Below are 15,096 nucleotides of genomic sequence, written 5' to 3'. Positions count from 1 at the left end.
TCTTTGGCTAAACAGACCCAGACAGCATGGATTCCATGTCCAGAAACTACACGAACCAAATTTCCTCGATGTGTACAACCAATCGTTTTTTCGGTGCCCGGCTTTGGGTTTTGCTAGCAGGTTTATTGCTATCAACGGGCACTCTGGCTGAGCCGGATACAGCCGGCAAACCGCTTCGCATTGCCTACGTCGACTTTCCTCCTATGACCTATCAGAAAGTTGATGGCAGTCCGGCGGGCACTTTCATTGAGGTCACCCGAAAAGTGGCGGTCGAAGCAGGCTATCAGCCGGAATTTCTCTATCTTCCTATCAGTCGTGTATATCTTTATCTGCGCAATGGACGGATTGATGTTTGGCCAGGCTCAACCAACGTACCGGCTCTGGAAGGTGAAGTTCTTGAGACTTGGGTGAGCCCCTTTGCGACCCAGCTTAGTGCTTGGTATTTGCAGGGAACGAAGCCACTCACTCATTTTGATCAGCTACAGGGCAAGACAGTAATCACGATTGCCGGATACACCTACGGCGGGCTTTTGTATTGGCTGGAGGCCGAAGGCTCCATTGACGTAACTGAGGCACCCAACTACCGGGCGGCTCTGGAGATGCTTAAGCTCGGCCGAGGGCATTACCTGTTGGGTCATCGAGATCCTGTACTGGAAACCCTTTCAATGCCCGAAGATGCGAAAATTCGTGAATCGGAGATCCGTTTGAGGAATCTAGCCTGGCTGTTCTCGCTCGCCAATCCCCGGGCAGCGATGCTGCGGGAAGAGTTCGATGATGCTTATATCCGTCTCGCTGAAAAAGGTGAAGTCCCCCCGATACGAAAATTTGGTGAAAGCGCTGTGATACCGGGCTTCCCCGAAAAGTATCGGTAGTAAACCCAAGTGGCTCAGGGCCTGGGGTTCAACCGGATATCCCCATACCAGGCCGTCGCTTTTTCACCGGTGTTGTCCGAATCCGACATAATGGCAATACCCACCACCGGTGGCGGCTCCTCGCCAAACGCTTCCCGGTAGTCGGCCATGATGTCACGTTCCACAGTCACCCATTCTCCGACCCGTTCTGATCCTGAATTTACCGCGATCATCATGGTTTTATCTGTATACGGGTTGGGCACGATCTCGCCCCGGGGCAGGGTATTCGCCCAGATGTAGTTCAGGGCATTGCCTGGCAAAGACTCACCGAACAACACTTCAACTGCCTTTCGTTTGGCACGTTCGAAGAAGCCGGCCTTTTCGGGTTGGAACTCAAACGCAACGTAGATCCTGGCAGGGTAGTCGTCCCCGGACTTTTCCCGGGCATTCCCGTTTTCGAACACATTCGAGACCTTCCAGCGCCACTGCAGAATCAGCGAATCGGTCGGTTCCAGTCTTACCCGGGCGATAAGGCCAGAGGCCCCGCCGTCTGTGGTGGCCCGAACAACCTGCTGCCCGTCTTCTGTGGTCAGCTCATAACGGCTGAGCTGGTCAATCTTGGGGAATTCCAACGGTTCCCAGCCGTCATTCAGGGACTGCATCTCAGAAAACGGTTTGAGAGCGGGCGATTGCTGAGCAACCAGGAATCCAGAAATGCCTGCAAAAAACAGGAGTGACAGGATTCTTGTCGTCTTTCTCATCAGGCTTCTCGATGTCTGGAAGGGGGTATACCCGTGGACAGACGCTTTGCGCAAAAGTGCCCGAAACGATTACTGAATCGCCAACACCCGGATCGCGCTGGCCGCAGCTGCCGTCCGGTTCTCCACGCCCAGTTTCCGGAATACCTGCTCCAGATGCTTGTTGACGGTCCGGGGGCTCATATCCAGTATCTGGCCAATTTCCCGATTGGTCTTGCCGTTGGCGATCCACAATAACACGTCGGATTCCCTCAATGTCAGTTCGAACCGTTGTCGCAAAGCGGCGGTTGCGTTGTTCGGATTCTGCGGTGTTTTTAGCCGAAGCAGGTATTCCCGGTTATCCACGAGGGCCAGAAACTCCACGGACCTCGCCACGCCCATGATTTCCATCGGCATGCTGTGGCCTGGTTCGGGTTGGTGCCCCAGCCATTCTGCCAGGCGGGCGCGGACATCGGAGAATTCAGGGTGCGCCGCATCGGGCAGGTACTGACAAACCTGGGGCGTGCCCCAGAGCAGGTTGCCCTCCTGATCCACGGCAAACAGGTTCTGACCGGCAGTATCCAGTGCGCTGCGGGCGCTTCGGGTCATGCGGGCATTGGTCAGGTGCACATCCATTCTGGCCAGCAGCTCGGTGGTGTTGATGGGCTTTGTCACGTAATCCACGCCCCCGGCATTGAGCCCCATGACAACGTGTTCCGTGTCGCTCAGCCCGGTCATGAAGATGATAGGAATGTCGGTAAACGCCGGGTTCTCCTTCAATCTTCGACAGGTTTCGAAGCCGTCCATGTGGGGCATCAGAGCATCCATCAGCACCACGTCCGGCGTTATATTCTGGCTGATGGTGAGGGCCTGGTTCCCTTCCAGGGCAACCAGCACCGTCATGCCGGCCTCTTCCATGGCGTCGTTGATCATTCGAATGGAGTCGACCGCGTCATCCACGACCATCACGACAGTTTTCCGGTCATTATGAAGCTTCATGTTCGGCTACCTCGAGTAGTTCAAGAATTTTCTCGAACTGGAAATCATTGGTGAGTCTGGTGAGCTCACGCGCAAAGGGTTCGGCTGCATCGCCGCCGTGTTTCAGGGCATGCAATGCTTCAAGCAAGCCCTTTCGATGCCCGATCCGGGCCAGGTCGGCCAGAGCCAGACGATGCTCCAGTTCCGGTAAGGGAAGAACGCCGTGCTCGGGGGCGGGAATGGCGGCGAGGGGCTCCGGGCTTTTATCGAAACGCCACCCGAGATCCAGCACGCTGGCAATGGTGTCAAGCAGCAGATCCAGTCGCACGGGTTTAATGATGTAGCCATCGTGCAGCCGGGGAGAATCAGCCGCGTGGTGACCTTCATTGGCGTCGGCCGAGACCATGACAACCGGGACGGTGTGCTTGTGCTCGCGCAGTGATGCCAGCACGTCCCAGCCGCTCATTCCGGGCATGGAGACGTCCAGAAGCACGAGGTCAGGGCGCTCCGCCTCAACGGTCGCCATTACCGTCAGCGCATTACCGGTGTCGACGATTTCAAAGCCCAGGGGTGAAAGCATGGCACGCATGACCTGGCGGTGGGAGACATCGTCATCGACCAGCAGCACTTTTCGCCGCGGGCCGTGGTACCCGTAGATGCGTTTGGTCGGCGTCGAGATGGAGCGGGGAGCGGAGGCATGCAGGCTCGACAGCATGAGGCTCACCCGAAAGACGCTGCCCTGCCCAGGCTCGCTTTCAACCGAAATATCACCCCCCATGATTTCGGTGAGCAGGCGGGTAATGGTCAGGCCAAGGCCCGTGCCTGTCCGGCTTTGTCCCGGTGTGCGGATGCGCTCGAAGGGCCGGAAGATACGTTCCACATTCTCGGGGGCTATACCCTCGCCGGTGTCGCGCACGGTGAACTCGGCCACCTGACTGCGATAGCGCAGGGTCAGGGATACTCCGCCCCGGTCAGTATATTTAATGGCGTTGGATAGGAGGTTGATCAGAATCTGCCGCAGTCGTTTTTCGTCTGTGGTTACCAGTTCCGGAAGCGGATTGGGGCAGTGATAATCAAAGGCCAGGCCTTTGTCTTCCGCCTGCAAGCGGAACATGGTCACCAGTTGCTCCATCAACAGTTCAATGCGGACCTGATCACGGTGCAGGTCCAGCCGACCCGCTTCGATTTTGGAAATGTCCAGCAGCCCCTCAATGAGGTCGGCCAGGTATTCACCGCTGCGCCGAATCACACCCAGGGCTTCCTTCCGGTGCGCGGGAATGGTTTCGTCGTTCTCCATCAGCTGGGCGTATCCGAGAATGGCATTCAGTGGAGAGCGGAGTTCATGACTTATTCCGGTCAGGTAGCGACTTTTCGCGCCATTTGCGGCCTCCGCCTGCTCTTTCGCCTGCTGAAGGGCCTGATCGGTTCGTTCATGGGCGATGATCTCTTCCATCAACAGGCGGTTCTGACGACGGGACTCTTCCTCGGCCACCACCCGGCTTTCATGGGCAAGCACGAACAGCCAGCAAATCACACCGGTCACGATGACCAGTATGAAGAACACCTTCCAAAGCGTAATCGACAGCAGCAGACCTTCCGCCGGTGAAGCCACCGGCGTCTTGAAATAGATTAATGACAACAGCAGTCCCGAAAGCCCGTTGATCAATATCAGCAGACTCAGGAAATGCCCGATCCGCGAACGCAGACCGTCCAGCAGCGGTTTCGGCATCAGGGTTCCGAGAAAATGATTGAGCTGCTCCTGGTAACCCGCTCCCGGCTTGCAAACGTCGCCACACCGGGCATCCAGAGAGCAGCACAGGGAGCAGATGGTGCCCTCGTAGGCCGGACAGGTCGTGAGGTCCTCGGGTTCAAAGTGGTGTTCGCAGATCGTGCACTGAACCGGGTGATGGTCGGTCGCAATCGGGACGAAGGGCCGTGCGGTGTAAAAACGGCCGCCAGTCCTCCAGGCAATCAGAGGCGCCATGATCAAAGCAACGGCCATCGCGATGAAGTGGGAAAGCGCCTGGGGATAGTCCCCCAGTATGCCGGTGTGACAGGTGATGCCGACAACCGAAGCCGTCAGCATGGCACCAACGCCGACAGGGTTGATGTCATACAAGTGAGCGCGCTTGAACTCAATGTGCGCTGGGCTCAGCCCCAGTGGTTTGTTGATTACCAGATCCGCCACCAGGGAGCCTACCCAGGCAATGGCGACAATGCCGTAAAACCCCAGGGTTTCCTCCAGAGCCCGGTAGACACCGAGTTCCATCACCAGCAGGGCAATGGCGACGTTAAAGAACAACCAGACGACCCGCCCGGGATGACTGTGGGTCAGACGAGAGAAGAAATTGGACCAGGCAATGGAGCCGGCGTAGGCGTTGGTGACGTTGATCTTGAGCTGGCAAAGAATGACAAAAATGCCGGCCATGGCCATGGAAATCTCGGGCGAATGGGTAATGTAGTTGAAAGCGATCAGGTACATCTGAGTAGGGTCGGCGGCTTCGGAGGCCGTAACGCCCTGATTCAGGGCAAGCACGGCCAGGAAAGAGCCTGCCAGAATCTTCAGCATACCGATCACGATCCAGCCAGGGCCGCCCGTCATAACGGCAACCCACCAGCGCCGTTTTTCCTTCGCATTCTGAGGCTCGGGGATAAAGCGCAGGAAATCCACTTGCTCGCCGATCTGTGCGATCAGGGAAAAGACAACCGCCGCCGCGGCTCCAAACATCACGATGCTCAAGCCACCGGTATTCACCGGGTTAACTCCCTCGAATTGCGTCCAATCGCTGATTGAGGAGGCGTCCGAGTAGATGACAAAAACAAAAGGCATGATCTGCAAAAGGATGAAGGCTGGCTGGGTCCAGACCTGGAAGCGGCTGATCGTTGTGATGCCATGTATGACCAATGGAATGATGACCACAGCACAAATCAGGTAGCCAAGTACCAGAGGAATTCCGAACAGCATTTCCAGCGCCATGGCCATGATCGCCGCCTCGATGGCGAAGAAGATAAACGTGAACGAGGCATAGATCAGGGAGGTGATGGTGGAGCCGATGTAGCCAAAGCCGGCGCCGCGGGTCAGCAGGTCAATGTCGACCCCGTAACGGGCCGCGTAGTAACTGATCGGGATAGCCGTCAGAAAGATCACCAGGCTGACAGCGAGGATCGCGGCGACCGCGTTATCGAACCCGTAGTGAAGAGTTATGGAGCCGCCAATGGCTTCAAGCGCCAGGAACGAGATCGCTCCCAGAGCGGTATTGCTTACCCGGGCAGCAGACCAACGCCGGGCGCTTTTGGCAGTAAAGCGAAGCGCATAGTCTTCCAGGGTCTGGTTGGCTACCCACTGGTTGTAGCTGCGCCGAACCCGAAAAATAGTCTGTCTTGCCGCCATGACTGCCTTGCCTTTGGTTTCTGGGTGCCCCGCGTTAGTGCAGCTTCAAGCTGAAATGCACCGCATGAGAAAGCCGGAACAATATCCGTGCCATAGACGGGTGCCGGGATGTTCTTCTTCTGTATGCCTGCGTTTTTAGCCTGTCCTGCGGGCAACCGGAATGCGTCAAATGACGTAGCGCGCTGGGGCGATTGCCGAATGGGCACCCAAGAGGGGGCCGAGCAGAATGATTCTCGTGGGCACTGTGCTTTCGAAGGGAAGCGCGGATCCGGACTTCAAAAACTGCGAGGAATCACCATGGATACGACAGATCAAACCGCCGGTGGGCGGTCATTCGGCAAGGGACTGGGGCTTCGAAAGAGCCTGATGACGCTGGCGGCTTCCGTCATGCTCGCCACATCCGCACAAGCGGCCACACCGGCTACGGCCGAGGTCAACACCACCGGCCTGGCGGTTACGGATGACACCGTCACCGTGGGCATCCTGCACTCCATCACCGGCACCATGGCGCTTAGTGAGATTGGTTCTGTTCAGGCAGAGAAGCTGGCCATTGACCAGATCAACGCCTCAGGTGGTGTGCTTGGGCGTCAGATCGAATACGTTCAGGAAGACGGCGCCAGTGATTGGCCAACCTTCGCTGAAAAGTCGCGTAAGCTTCTGCGTCAGGACAATGTCGCGGCCATCTTCGGGGCCTGGACGTCCGCCTCACGCAAGGCCATCTTGCCAGTCATCGAGCAGTACAACGGCATGCTCTATTACCCGACCTTCTATGAGGGGCTGGAGCAGTCGCCCAACGTTGTCTACACCGGCCAGGAAGCTACCCAGCAGATTCTTGCGGGTATCGACTGGGCCGTCGAGAACAAGGGCGCCAAAACTTTCTATTTGCTCGGCTCCGATTACATCTGGCCGCGTACCTCCAACAAGATCGCCCGCAAGCACATCGACAAGCTGGGCCTGAAAGTGGTGGGCGAGGAGTACTACCCCCTGGGCCACACCCAGTTCAACTCGGTTATCAACAAGATCAAGCTGAGAAAGCCTGACGTGATCTTCGCCTCGGTTGTTGGTGGCTCCAACGTGGCCTTCTACAAGCAGATGAAAGCCGCCGGTGTTGATTTCACCGACGAGAAGCCGCTGCTGCTTACCATCTCGGTTACCGAGGACGAAATCCGCGGTATCGGCGGTGAGAACGTTGAAGGCATCTACGCCTCCATGAAGTACTTCCAGAGCCTTGATAACCCCAACAACAAAGAGTTTGTTGCGGCCTTCAAGGAAGCCTACGGCGACGACATGGTCATCGGTGACGTGACCCAGGCTGCATACCTTGGCCCATGGCTGTGGAAAGCGGCGGTTGAGAAAGCCGGCTCCTTCGATATCGACAAGATCCGCGAAGAGTTTGCAGGCATCGAATTCACCAAGGCGCCGGAAGGCTATGTGCGCATCCACGAAAACCATCACCTGTGGTCCAAGACCCGGATTGGCAAGGCTCAGACCGACGGCCAGTACAAGGTTGTCTACGAGACCGAAGAGCTGATGGAGCCGGACCCCTTCCCTGAAGGTTACCAGTAAGACGGAATGGCCGGCGCCACAGTGCGCCGGCCTTTATCGCCTCCAAAACGCAAAGCATGTTGGTTCGAAGGGGAGAAGGGTCATGTTCGATGGCTACACCAGCAGTGAATTGATGTCGATATTTGCCATGCAGGGGTTTGCCGGGCTCTCCCTGTTCTCAGTGTTCGTACTGATGGCAATGGGCCTGGCCATCATCTTCGGTCAGATGGGGGTGATCAACATGGCTCACGGGGAGTTCATGATCCTCGGCGCCTACACCACCTATCTCACATCGGGCTTTTTCCAGAGTTATCTACCGGGACTGTTCGGCGGTTACTTCCTCATCGCCATGCTCTTGGCGTTTCTTGTCTGCGCCGCGCTTGGGGCGCTGATTGAATGGTTGATGATACGGCATCTCTATCATCGGCCTCTCGACACCCTGCTCGCTACCTGGGGCCTCAGCCTGATTATGCAGCAGGCCTATCGATCCATTTTCGGCGCCCGTGAAGTGGGTGTGGAACTGCCGGACTGGATGATGGGTGCGTTCCAGGTGACCGACCTTGTGGAACTGCCGATTAACGGCCTGTTCGTCATGATCATTGCGCTCTCCATTGCAGTGGGCGTTTATCTGCTGATGTACCGGTCCGGCTACGGCAAGAAGGTGCGGGCGGTGGTTCAGAACCGGCCCATGGCCGAGGCAGTCGGTATCAACAGCGCCGGCATCGACCGGGCCACCTTTGCCCTTGGCTGCGGCATCGCAGGCATAGCGGGTGCCGCGTTCACCATGATCGGTTCAACGGGGCCGTCCTCGGGCCAGGCCTACATTGTGGACACCTTCCTGGTGGTGGTTTTCGGCGGTGCGCAAAGCCTGATCGGCACCATTGTCTCTGCCTTCGGAATTTCCCAGGCCCAGTCCACCATGGAGTTCTTCCTCAGCGGATCCATGGCCAAGGTACTCACCCTGCTGGTCGTCGTCGGCATCCTGATGTTGCGTCCGGAAGGACTCATGGCCCTCAAGGTCCGTCGCTAGGAGACTGTCATGAAGAATTCATCCCCCCTGAAATGGTTTGGCTCCCGCGAGGGACTGTACTACCTGGCACTGGCATTCCTGCTGGTGGTTCTCTTGCCCCTGATGCTGGACCCGTTCCGGCTGAACATGGTGGGCAAGTATCTGACCTACGCCTTTGTCGCAATCGGTCTGGTGATGTGCTGGGGTAAGGCCGGCATTCTGAGCCTGGGCCAGGGCGTGTTCTTTGGTCTGGGCGGCTACTGCATGGCGATGTTCCTGAAGCTGGAGGCCTCCACGCCGGAGGCCACGGCCATCCAGTCCACCCCGGGCATTCCCGACTTCATGGACTGGAACCAGCTCACCGAGCTGCCCTGGTTCTGGGAACCGTTCCACAGCTTCTCGTTCACCCTGATTGCGGTGATCGGTGTGCCGGTGCTGTTGGCCTTTGTAATTGGCTTCGCCATGTTCACACGACGTGTGGGTGGCGTGTACTTCGCCATCATCACCCAGGCCATCGCGGCAATCCTGACCATCCTGATCATCGGGCAACAGGGTTACACCGGCGGCGTCAACGGCATCACCGATCTGCAGACCCTGATGGGCTGGGATATTCGCACAGATGCAGCGAAGACAACCCTGTATTTCATCTGCGTGGGCATGCTGTTCCTGTGCCTGTTCATCGCGCGTTTGGTCCAGAACCGGAAACTGGGGCGGATTCTCGTCGCCATGAATGCCCAGGAAATGCGGGTGAGGTTCTCCGGCTACGACGTGGCCGCCTTCAAGATCTTCGTGTTCTGCCTGGCAGCGGCGTTTGCCGGTGTCGGGGGCGCCATGTTCACGCTGATCGTTGGCTTCATGTCGCCGTCGTTCATCGGCATCGTCGCCTCCATCGAGATGGTGATCTTCTGTGCCCTGGGCGGCCGCCTGTCGATTCTTGGCGCGGTCTACGGTGCCCTTCTGGTCAACGCTGCCAAGAGTGGCTTTTCGGAATCTTTCCCGGAACTCTGGCCCTTCGCCATGGGCGCGCTGTTCATTGGCGTGGTGCTGGCATTCCCGAATGGCCTGGCCGGTCTCTATCAGACCTATGTCATGCCCCTTGAGGACAAGCTCTTCGAGCGCGGCAAAGGCGCCAGGGCTGAGGCCACGCCTGCGAAACCAGCCGCTGAGCGAAAGCCGAAAACCGAGAAAACGGATGATTACGATCCGATGATCGATTCCTACAGCCCGGAGAAATCGTGATGAGTGCAGCCAAAAGCAAAGCCAAAGATTTCCTGCTGGCAGTCGAGGGCCTGACGGTTTCCTTCGACGGCTTCAAGGCGGTGGATGATCTTTCCTTCTACCTGGATCCGAAGGAGATACGGGTCATCATCGGCCCCAACGGGGCCGGAAAAACCACGGTGCTGGATCTGATTTGCGGCAAGACCAAAGCCACCTCCGGCTCGATCAAGTTTGATGGCAAGGAGCTAACCAAGCTCAAGGAGCACCAGATTGTTCACTCGGGCGTGGGTCGGAAATTCCAGACCCCGTCCGTGTTCGAGGACCTGACGGTGTTCGAGAACCTGGAGGTCTCCTACCCCCAGGGGCACAGCGTTATGGGCGCCCTGGCGTTCAAGCGCGACCGGGCGGTTATCGAGGCTGTGGAAGAGGTGGCAGAGACGATCTTCCTGTCTGATGCCCTGAACGAACCGGCGGCGTCGCTCAGTCACGGTCAGAAGCAGTGGCTGGAGATCGGGATGCTGTTGATCCAGAAACCGGATCTGTTGATGCTGGACGAGCCGGTGGCGGGCATGTCGGTCACCGAGCGCAAGAAAACCGCCGAGCTGCTGAAGGTAATCACCAAGGACCACACGGTGCTGGTCATCGAGCATGACATGCAGTTTGTCGGCGATATCGCCGACCGGGTCACGGTCATGCATCAGGGCAAGGTTCTATCCGAGGGGTCGATTGAGCACGTGAAATCGGATCCGAAAGTCATCGAAGTCTATCTGGGGCACTGATCATGCTGAGCTTGAAACATCATTCGGTGGCCTATGGCCAAAGCACCATCATCAATGACCTGAACCTTGACGTGGCAAAGAACGAAATCGTTGCCGTGGTGGGTCGAAACGGCATGGGCAAGACCACGCTGATGAAGTCCCTGGTGGGCATGACGCCGACCAAGAGCGGCGAAGTCAACCTGGACGGTACCGATCTGTCGGGCATGAAAAGCTTCCAGCGTGTGCGCGCCGGGATCGGCTTTGTACCCCAGGGACGGATGATCTTTCCGACCCTGACGGTCCGGGAAAACATCGAGACCGGCCTGGCCGCGGTGGGTGAAAAGAAGGTACCGGAAGACCTGTACGAACTCTTCCCGGTGCTGAAGGAAATGCAGAACCGCCGGGGCGGCAACCTGTCCGGCGGCCAGCAACAACAGCTGGCTATCGCCCGGGCCCTGGCCACCCGGCCCAAGGTGTTGTTGCTCGACGAGCCGACCGAGGGTATTCAGCCCAACATCATCAAGGACATCGCCCAGACCCTTCGACGCATCCGCGACGAACGGGGCCTGTCGATTGTGGTTTCCGAGCAGGTGCTGAGCTTTGTGATGGATGCGGCGGACCGGATCCTGGTGATCGAAAAAGGCGCGATCGTGCACGAAGAGAGCCGGGAAGAGGCCGATCAGGACAAGATTGCGAGCTATCTGGCCGTTTAACGAGGAGCAGAGCAATGAGACACGGTGATATTTCCAGCAGTAACGATACCGTTGGCGTGGCGGTGGTGAACTACAAGATGCCGCGGCTGCATACCAAGGCCGAGGTGTTGGACAACGCCCGCAAGATTGCGGACATGATCAAGGGTATGAAGGTGGGCCTGCCGGGCATGGACCTGGTGGTGTTCCCGGAATACAGCACCATGGGCATCATGTACGACAACGAGGAGATGATGGAGACCGCGGCCACCGTACCCGGTGACGAGACTTCCATCTTCTCCGCTGCCTGTCGTGAGGCCAATACCTGGGGGGTGTTTTCCCTGACCGGGGAACGCCACGAGGATCACCCCAACAAGGCCCCCTACAACACCCTGGTGCTGATCAACAACGAAGGTGAAGTCGTCCAGAAATACCGCAAGTGTATTCCCTGGTGTCCGATCGAGGGGTGGTATCCGGGTGACACCACCTATGTGACTGAAGGCCCCAAGGGTATGAAGATCAGCCTGATCATCTGCGATGACGGCAACTACCCGGAAATCTGGCGGGACTGCGCCATGAAGGGCGCGGAACTGATTGTGCGCTGCCAGGGCTACATGTACCCGGCCAAGGAACAGCAGGTGATGATGGCCAAGAGCATGGCCTGGGCCAATAACTGCTATGTGGCCGTCGCCAACGCCTCTGGTTTTGACGGTGTGTATTCCTACTTCGGCCATTCCGCCATTATTGGCTTTGATGGCCGAACTCTTGGCGAATGTGGCGAGGAGGACATGGGCATCCAGTATGCCCAGCTGTCGGTCAGCCAGATCCGCGATGCCCGCGCCAATGACCAGTCCCAGAACCACCTGTTCAAACTGCTGCACCGGGGTTACACCGGCGTGCATGCCTCCGGTGACGGCGATAAGGGCGTGGCAGACTGCCCGTTCGAGTTTTATCGCACCTGGGTGATGGATGCCCAGAAAGCCCAGGAAAACGTGGAGGCGATGACCCGCAAGACGGTGGGCACCGCTGAGTGCCCGGTGGGCGAGTTGCCATTCGATGACAAGGAAAAATCTGCAGGGGCATAAGCCCGGGAGGTGCTGATGCCGTTTATTAACGAACGGCTGGAAGCCAACCGGGAGTCCATCGAAAAGAACCGGGCCGCTTCAGGCCCGGTTCGTGCTTCCCGGTTCCGTTTCGAGCCTGATGCTGTCATGGCCCGCCTGCGGCAAAACATCGTCGGCCAGGACGAGGCCCTTGATGCCATGGAATCCATGCTGGTGCGGGTAAAAGCCGACATTGGCGAGGACAACCGGCCGCTGGCGGTGCACCTGTTCCTGGGGCCCACGGGTGTGGGCAAGACCGAAACCGTGCGCCTGATCGCCGAAGCCATTCATGTCAACCGGGATGGCCTGTGCCGTATCGACATGAATACCCTGGCCCAGGAGCATTACGCGGCGGCACTCACCGGCGCGCCTCCGGGCTACGTGGGCAGCAAGGAAGGCCATAGCCTGTTTGATCTGGACAAGATTCAGGGTTCCTTCAGCAAACCCGGCATCGTGCTGTTCGATGAAATCGAGAAGGCCAGCAAGGAAGTGGTCCGTACCCTGCTCAATGTGCTCGACACCGGCCGACTGGTCTTCCCCTCCGGCAATCGGGAGATCGACTTCCGCAACACCCTGATCTTCATGACCAGCAACGCCGGTGCCCTGGACGCTGAGACCCACCAACAGCGATACCAGCGGGGATGGCGGCGCTGGCTTGGTTTATCGCCCGGCAAGGGCGAGGCCATTCGCGATGCTGCCTTGCGACGCCATTTCGACCCGGAGTTTCTCAACCGGATCGACCAGATCCTCACCTTTAACCGGCTGACCGACAACTGGCTGGAAGCCCTGCTGGACATCGAGCTGGCAGGTCTCAATCGTCGGCTCTCCAAGAAGCACGCAGAGCTCAGCCTGTTGCCGGAATTGCGCGCTGAACTCTGCCGGAGTTACGACGCCCGCTACGGAGCAAGGGAACTGTTGCGAGCATTTCGCCAGCGCCTGGAGCCGGCGGTAGCGCGGGCACTGCTGGCCTATCCTGAGTGCCGTCGGTTCCGTGCCGGACTGAAGGGCAACACGGTCACCGTTGACCAATACGTCGAATGACGTAGGCACCGGGGGCATTTCGCGAATACCTCACCGGCACGGGATTCCGGATAGTAGAGGCGTTACCTAATCGTGCAAGCCAACACCAAGGAGCGCCCGTTATGGCTGAAACCATTATCAAGATCGATCTGAACAAGTCGGCTTATGAGAACGACAAAATCCACAACCGCTGGCACCCGGACATTCCGCTGGTAGCCACCGTCAAGCCGGGGGACGATTTTATCGTCGAGTGCTACGACTGGACCGGCGGTCAGATCAAGAACGACGACAGTGCCGACGACGTGCGGGATGTCGATCTCAGCCAGGTGCACTTCCTGTCTGGCCCGATCGGCGTGGAAGGTGCCGAGCCCGGCGACCTGCTGGAAGTGGACATCCTCGACATCGGCACCTTCGAAGAAAGCCAGTGGGGCTTCAACGGGTTCTTCTCCAAGCAGAACGGTGGTGGCTTCCTGACCGAACACTTCCCGGAAGCCCAGAAATCCATCTGGGACTTCAACGGCATGTTCACCAAATCCCGCCACATTCCCAACGTGGAATTTGCCGGCCTGATTCACCCGGGCCTGATCGGTTGCCTGCCCTCCAGGGAGCTGCTGGAAACCTGGAACAAGCGGGAAGCCGGCCTGGTGGCCACCGATCCTGAGCGGGTGCCGGAACTGGCGACACTGCCCAACGGCGAGACCGCCCACATGGGCCAGATGACCGGTGAAGCGGCCAAAGCCGCCGGCGCTGAAGCCGCACGTACCGTGCCGCCCCGTGAGCACGGTGGTAACTGTGATATCAAAGACCTTTCCCGTGGTTCCAAGGTTTACTTCCCGGTTTACGTCGATGGTGCCGGCCTCTCCGTGGGCGACCTTCACTTCAGCCAGGGCGATGGTGAAATCACCTTCTGCGGCGCCATCGAGATGGCCGGCTGGATTCACCTGCGGGTTAACCTGATCAAGGACGGCGTGAAGAAGTACGGCATCAAGAATCCGGTGTTCAAGCCCAGCCCGATCAAGCCCCGTTACGACGACTATGTGATCTTCGAAGGCATCTCCGTAGACGAAGACGGCGGCCAGCATTACCTGGACGTGCATGTGGCCTATCGCCAGGCCTGCCTGAACGCCATCGAGTACATGACCAAGTTCGGCTACACCAAGGCCCAGGCCTACGCGATTCTCGGTTGTGCACCGGTGGAAGGCCACATCAGCGGCGTGGTAGATATCCCCAATGCCTGCGCCACACTCTGGCTGCCCACGGGCATCTTTGACTTTGACATCAACCCGTCCGCTGAAGGCCCCCAGAAGAAAGTCAGCGGGGGCATGGACGTACCGTTGTCGAAAGATAAGGAGTAATCACCATGCCTGTGTATGACTACAAGTGCCGGGAGCACGGCCTGTTCAATACCCTGGCTACCATGGAGGATGCGGCCAAGCCGGCGGAATGTCCGACCTGCAAGGCGCTTTCGCCCAGGGTGATCGTGTTGCCATCGCATATTGCGGCCATGGACCCGGCTAAAAGGGCGGCTGAGGACCGGAACGAGCGGTCTCGACACGAACCGGTTTTTTCCACCGCGGACCGACGGGCCCACGATAAGGAGCACAGCCGGGCCTGCGGCTGCGGCTCCCCAAAACCCGGTAAGTCCATGCTGTTCTACACCGCTGATGGGAAGAAGATGTTTCCCTCCATGCGGCCCTGGATGATCAGCCACTGATTGGTTGAGTTGATACTGTCACGTGTTTGGCCCCCTCTCCGGGGCCTTTTTTATTCTGCTGGTTGTTCCTTCTGGATATCGTG

At 58.3% G+C, this 15,096-nt stretch carries 13 protein-coding genes; 10 read left to right on the top strand and 3 right to left on the bottom strand.

From position 1 onward, the window contains the following. Positions 1–35: 35 nt before the first annotated feature. Positions 36–872: a transporter substrate-binding domain-containing protein gene (locus QZ534_RS14610; RefSeq protein ID WP_296935322.1), complete on the top strand. Its 837-nt coding sequence runs from the start codon at positions 36–38 to the stop codon at positions 870–872. Between the two features lie 14 nt (positions 873–886). On the opposite strand, the gene QZ534_RS14605 is transcribed toward QZ534_RS14610, so the two are convergent. From QZ534_RS14605 to QZ534_RS14595, 3 genes are all read right to left on the bottom strand, one after another. Continuing rightward, complete coding sequence (locus tag QZ534_RS14605) at positions 887–1,513, bottom strand: DUF3047 domain-containing protein (RefSeq protein ID WP_296935359.1); 627 nt, start codon at positions 1,511–1,513, stop codon at positions 887–889. A 168-nt stretch (positions 1,514–1,681) separates the two neighbouring features. Beyond that, positions 1,682–2,587 (bottom strand): DNA-binding response regulator, encoded by a 906-nt coding sequence (locus tag QZ534_RS14600; protein WP_296935319.1) that lies wholly within the window; start codon positions 2,585–2,587, stop codon positions 1,682–1,684. Next, positions 2,574–5,957 (bottom strand): ATP-binding protein, encoded by a 3,384-nt coding sequence (locus QZ534_RS14595; RefSeq protein ID WP_296935316.1) that lies wholly within the window; start codon positions 5,955–5,957, stop codon positions 2,574–2,576. The genes QZ534_RS14600 and QZ534_RS14595 overlap by 14 nt, the downstream gene beginning before the upstream one ends. A 297-nt stretch (positions 5,958–6,254) precedes the next feature. On the opposite strand from QZ534_RS14595, the gene urtA reads away from it, so the two are divergent. From urtA to QZ534_RS14550, 9 genes are all read left to right on the top strand, one after another. After that, complete coding sequence (urtA, locus tag QZ534_RS14590; RefSeq protein WP_296935314.1) at positions 6,255–7,523, top strand: urea ABC transporter substrate-binding protein; 1,269 nt, start codon at positions 6,255–6,257, stop codon at positions 7,521–7,523. Positions 7,524–7,605: 82 nt separating this feature from the next. Next, positions 7,606–8,532: an urea ABC transporter permease subunit UrtB gene (urtB, locus tag QZ534_RS14585; RefSeq protein WP_153634146.1), complete on the top strand. Its 927-nt coding sequence runs from the start codon at positions 7,606–7,608 to the stop codon at positions 8,530–8,532. A gap of 9 nt (positions 8,533–8,541) precedes the next feature. Further along, positions 8,542–9,750: an urea ABC transporter permease subunit UrtC gene (urtC, locus tag QZ534_RS14580; protein WP_296935310.1), complete on the top strand. Its 1,209-nt coding sequence runs from the start codon at positions 8,542–8,544 to the stop codon at positions 9,748–9,750. After that, positions 9,750–10,508 (top strand): urea ABC transporter ATP-binding protein UrtD, encoded by a 759-nt coding sequence (gene urtD / locus QZ534_RS14575; protein ID WP_069182379.1) that lies wholly within the window; start codon positions 9,750–9,752, stop codon positions 10,506–10,508. Before urtC ends, urtD begins: the two co-directional genes overlap by 1 nt. Before the next feature lie 2 nt (positions 10,509–10,510). After that, positions 10,511–11,200: an urea ABC transporter ATP-binding subunit UrtE gene (gene urtE / locus QZ534_RS14570; RefSeq protein ID WP_069182378.1), complete on the top strand. Its 690-nt coding sequence runs from the start codon at positions 10,511–10,513 to the stop codon at positions 11,198–11,200. Positions 11,201–11,214: 14 nt separating this feature from the next. After that, positions 11,215–12,261 carry an aliphatic amidase gene (locus QZ534_RS14565; RefSeq protein ID WP_296935306.1) on the top strand — a complete coding sequence of 349 codons (1,047 nt, stop codon included), beginning with the start codon at positions 11,215–11,217 and terminating at the stop codon, positions 12,259–12,261. Between the two features lie 15 nt (positions 12,262–12,276). Further along, positions 12,277–13,320: an AAA family ATPase gene (locus QZ534_RS14560; protein WP_296935305.1), complete on the top strand. Its 1,044-nt coding sequence runs from the start codon at positions 12,277–12,279 to the stop codon at positions 13,318–13,320. A gap of 101 nt (positions 13,321–13,421) precedes the next feature. Further along, positions 13,422–14,654, top strand: a complete 1,233-nt coding sequence (gene fmdA / locus QZ534_RS14555; protein WP_053113347.1) for a formamidase — start codon at positions 13,422–13,424, stop codon at positions 14,652–14,654. Between the two features lie 5 nt (positions 14,655–14,659). Further along, positions 14,660–15,013 carry a zinc ribbon domain-containing protein gene (locus tag QZ534_RS14550; RefSeq protein WP_069182375.1) on the top strand — a complete coding sequence of 118 codons (354 nt, stop codon included), beginning with the start codon at positions 14,660–14,662 and terminating at the stop codon, positions 15,011–15,013. Positions 15,014–15,096: the final 83 nt, after the last annotated feature.

Origin of the sequence: uncultured Marinobacter sp., assembly GCF_913055835.1 — a bacterium.
Taxonomy (GTDB): domain Bacteria; phylum Pseudomonadota; class Gammaproteobacteria; order Pseudomonadales; family Oleiphilaceae; genus Marinobacter.
This window is presented reverse-complemented; position numbering and strand designations above follow the sequence as displayed.

What these genes read in the sequence shown, in the direction of transcription:
- QZ534_RS14560 (WP_296935305.1), top strand. Translation starts at nt 12,277, where the DNA reads ATGCCGTTTATTAACGAACGGCTGGAAGCCAACCGGGAGTCCATCGAA.
- urtB (WP_153634146.1), top strand. Translation starts at nt 7,606, where the DNA reads ATGTTCGATGGCTACACCAGCAGTGAATTGATGTCGATATTTGCCATG.
- urtD (WP_069182379.1), top strand. Translation starts at nt 9,750, where the DNA reads ATGAGTGCAGCCAAAAGCAAAGCCAAAGATTTCCTGCTGGCAGTCGAG.
- urtA (WP_296935314.1), top strand. Translation starts at nt 6,255, where the DNA reads ATGGATACGACAGATCAAACCGCCGGTGGGCGGTCATTCGGCAAGGGA.
- fmdA (WP_053113347.1), top strand. Translation starts at nt 13,422, where the DNA reads ATGGCTGAAACCATTATCAAGATCGATCTGAACAAGTCGGCTTATGAG.
- urtE (WP_069182378.1), top strand. Translation starts at nt 10,511, where the DNA reads ATGCTGAGCTTGAAACATCATTCGGTGGCCTATGGCCAAAGCACCATC.
- urtC (WP_296935310.1), top strand. Translation starts at nt 8,542, where the DNA reads ATGAAGAATTCATCCCCCCTGAAATGGTTTGGCTCCCGCGAGGGACTG.
- QZ534_RS14595 (WP_296935316.1), bottom strand. Translation starts at nt 5,957, where the DNA reads ATGGCGGCAAGACAGACTATTTTTCGGGTTCGGCGCAGCTACAACCAG.
- QZ534_RS14605 (WP_296935359.1), bottom strand. Translation starts at nt 1,513, where the DNA reads ATGCAGTCCCTGAATGACGGCTGGGAACCGTTGGAATTCCCCAAGATT.
- QZ534_RS14610 (WP_296935322.1), top strand. Translation starts at nt 36, where the DNA reads ATGTCCAGAAACTACACGAACCAAATTTCCTCGATGTGTACAACCAAT.
- QZ534_RS14600 (WP_296935319.1), bottom strand. Translation starts at nt 2,587, where the DNA reads ATGAAGCTTCATAATGACCGGAAAACTGTCGTGATGGTCGTGGATGAC.
- QZ534_RS14565 (WP_296935306.1), top strand. Translation starts at nt 11,215, where the DNA reads ATGAGACACGGTGATATTTCCAGCAGTAACGATACCGTTGGCGTGGCG.
- QZ534_RS14550 (WP_069182375.1), top strand. Translation starts at nt 14,660, where the DNA reads ATGCCTGTGTATGACTACAAGTGCCGGGAGCACGGCCTGTTCAATACC.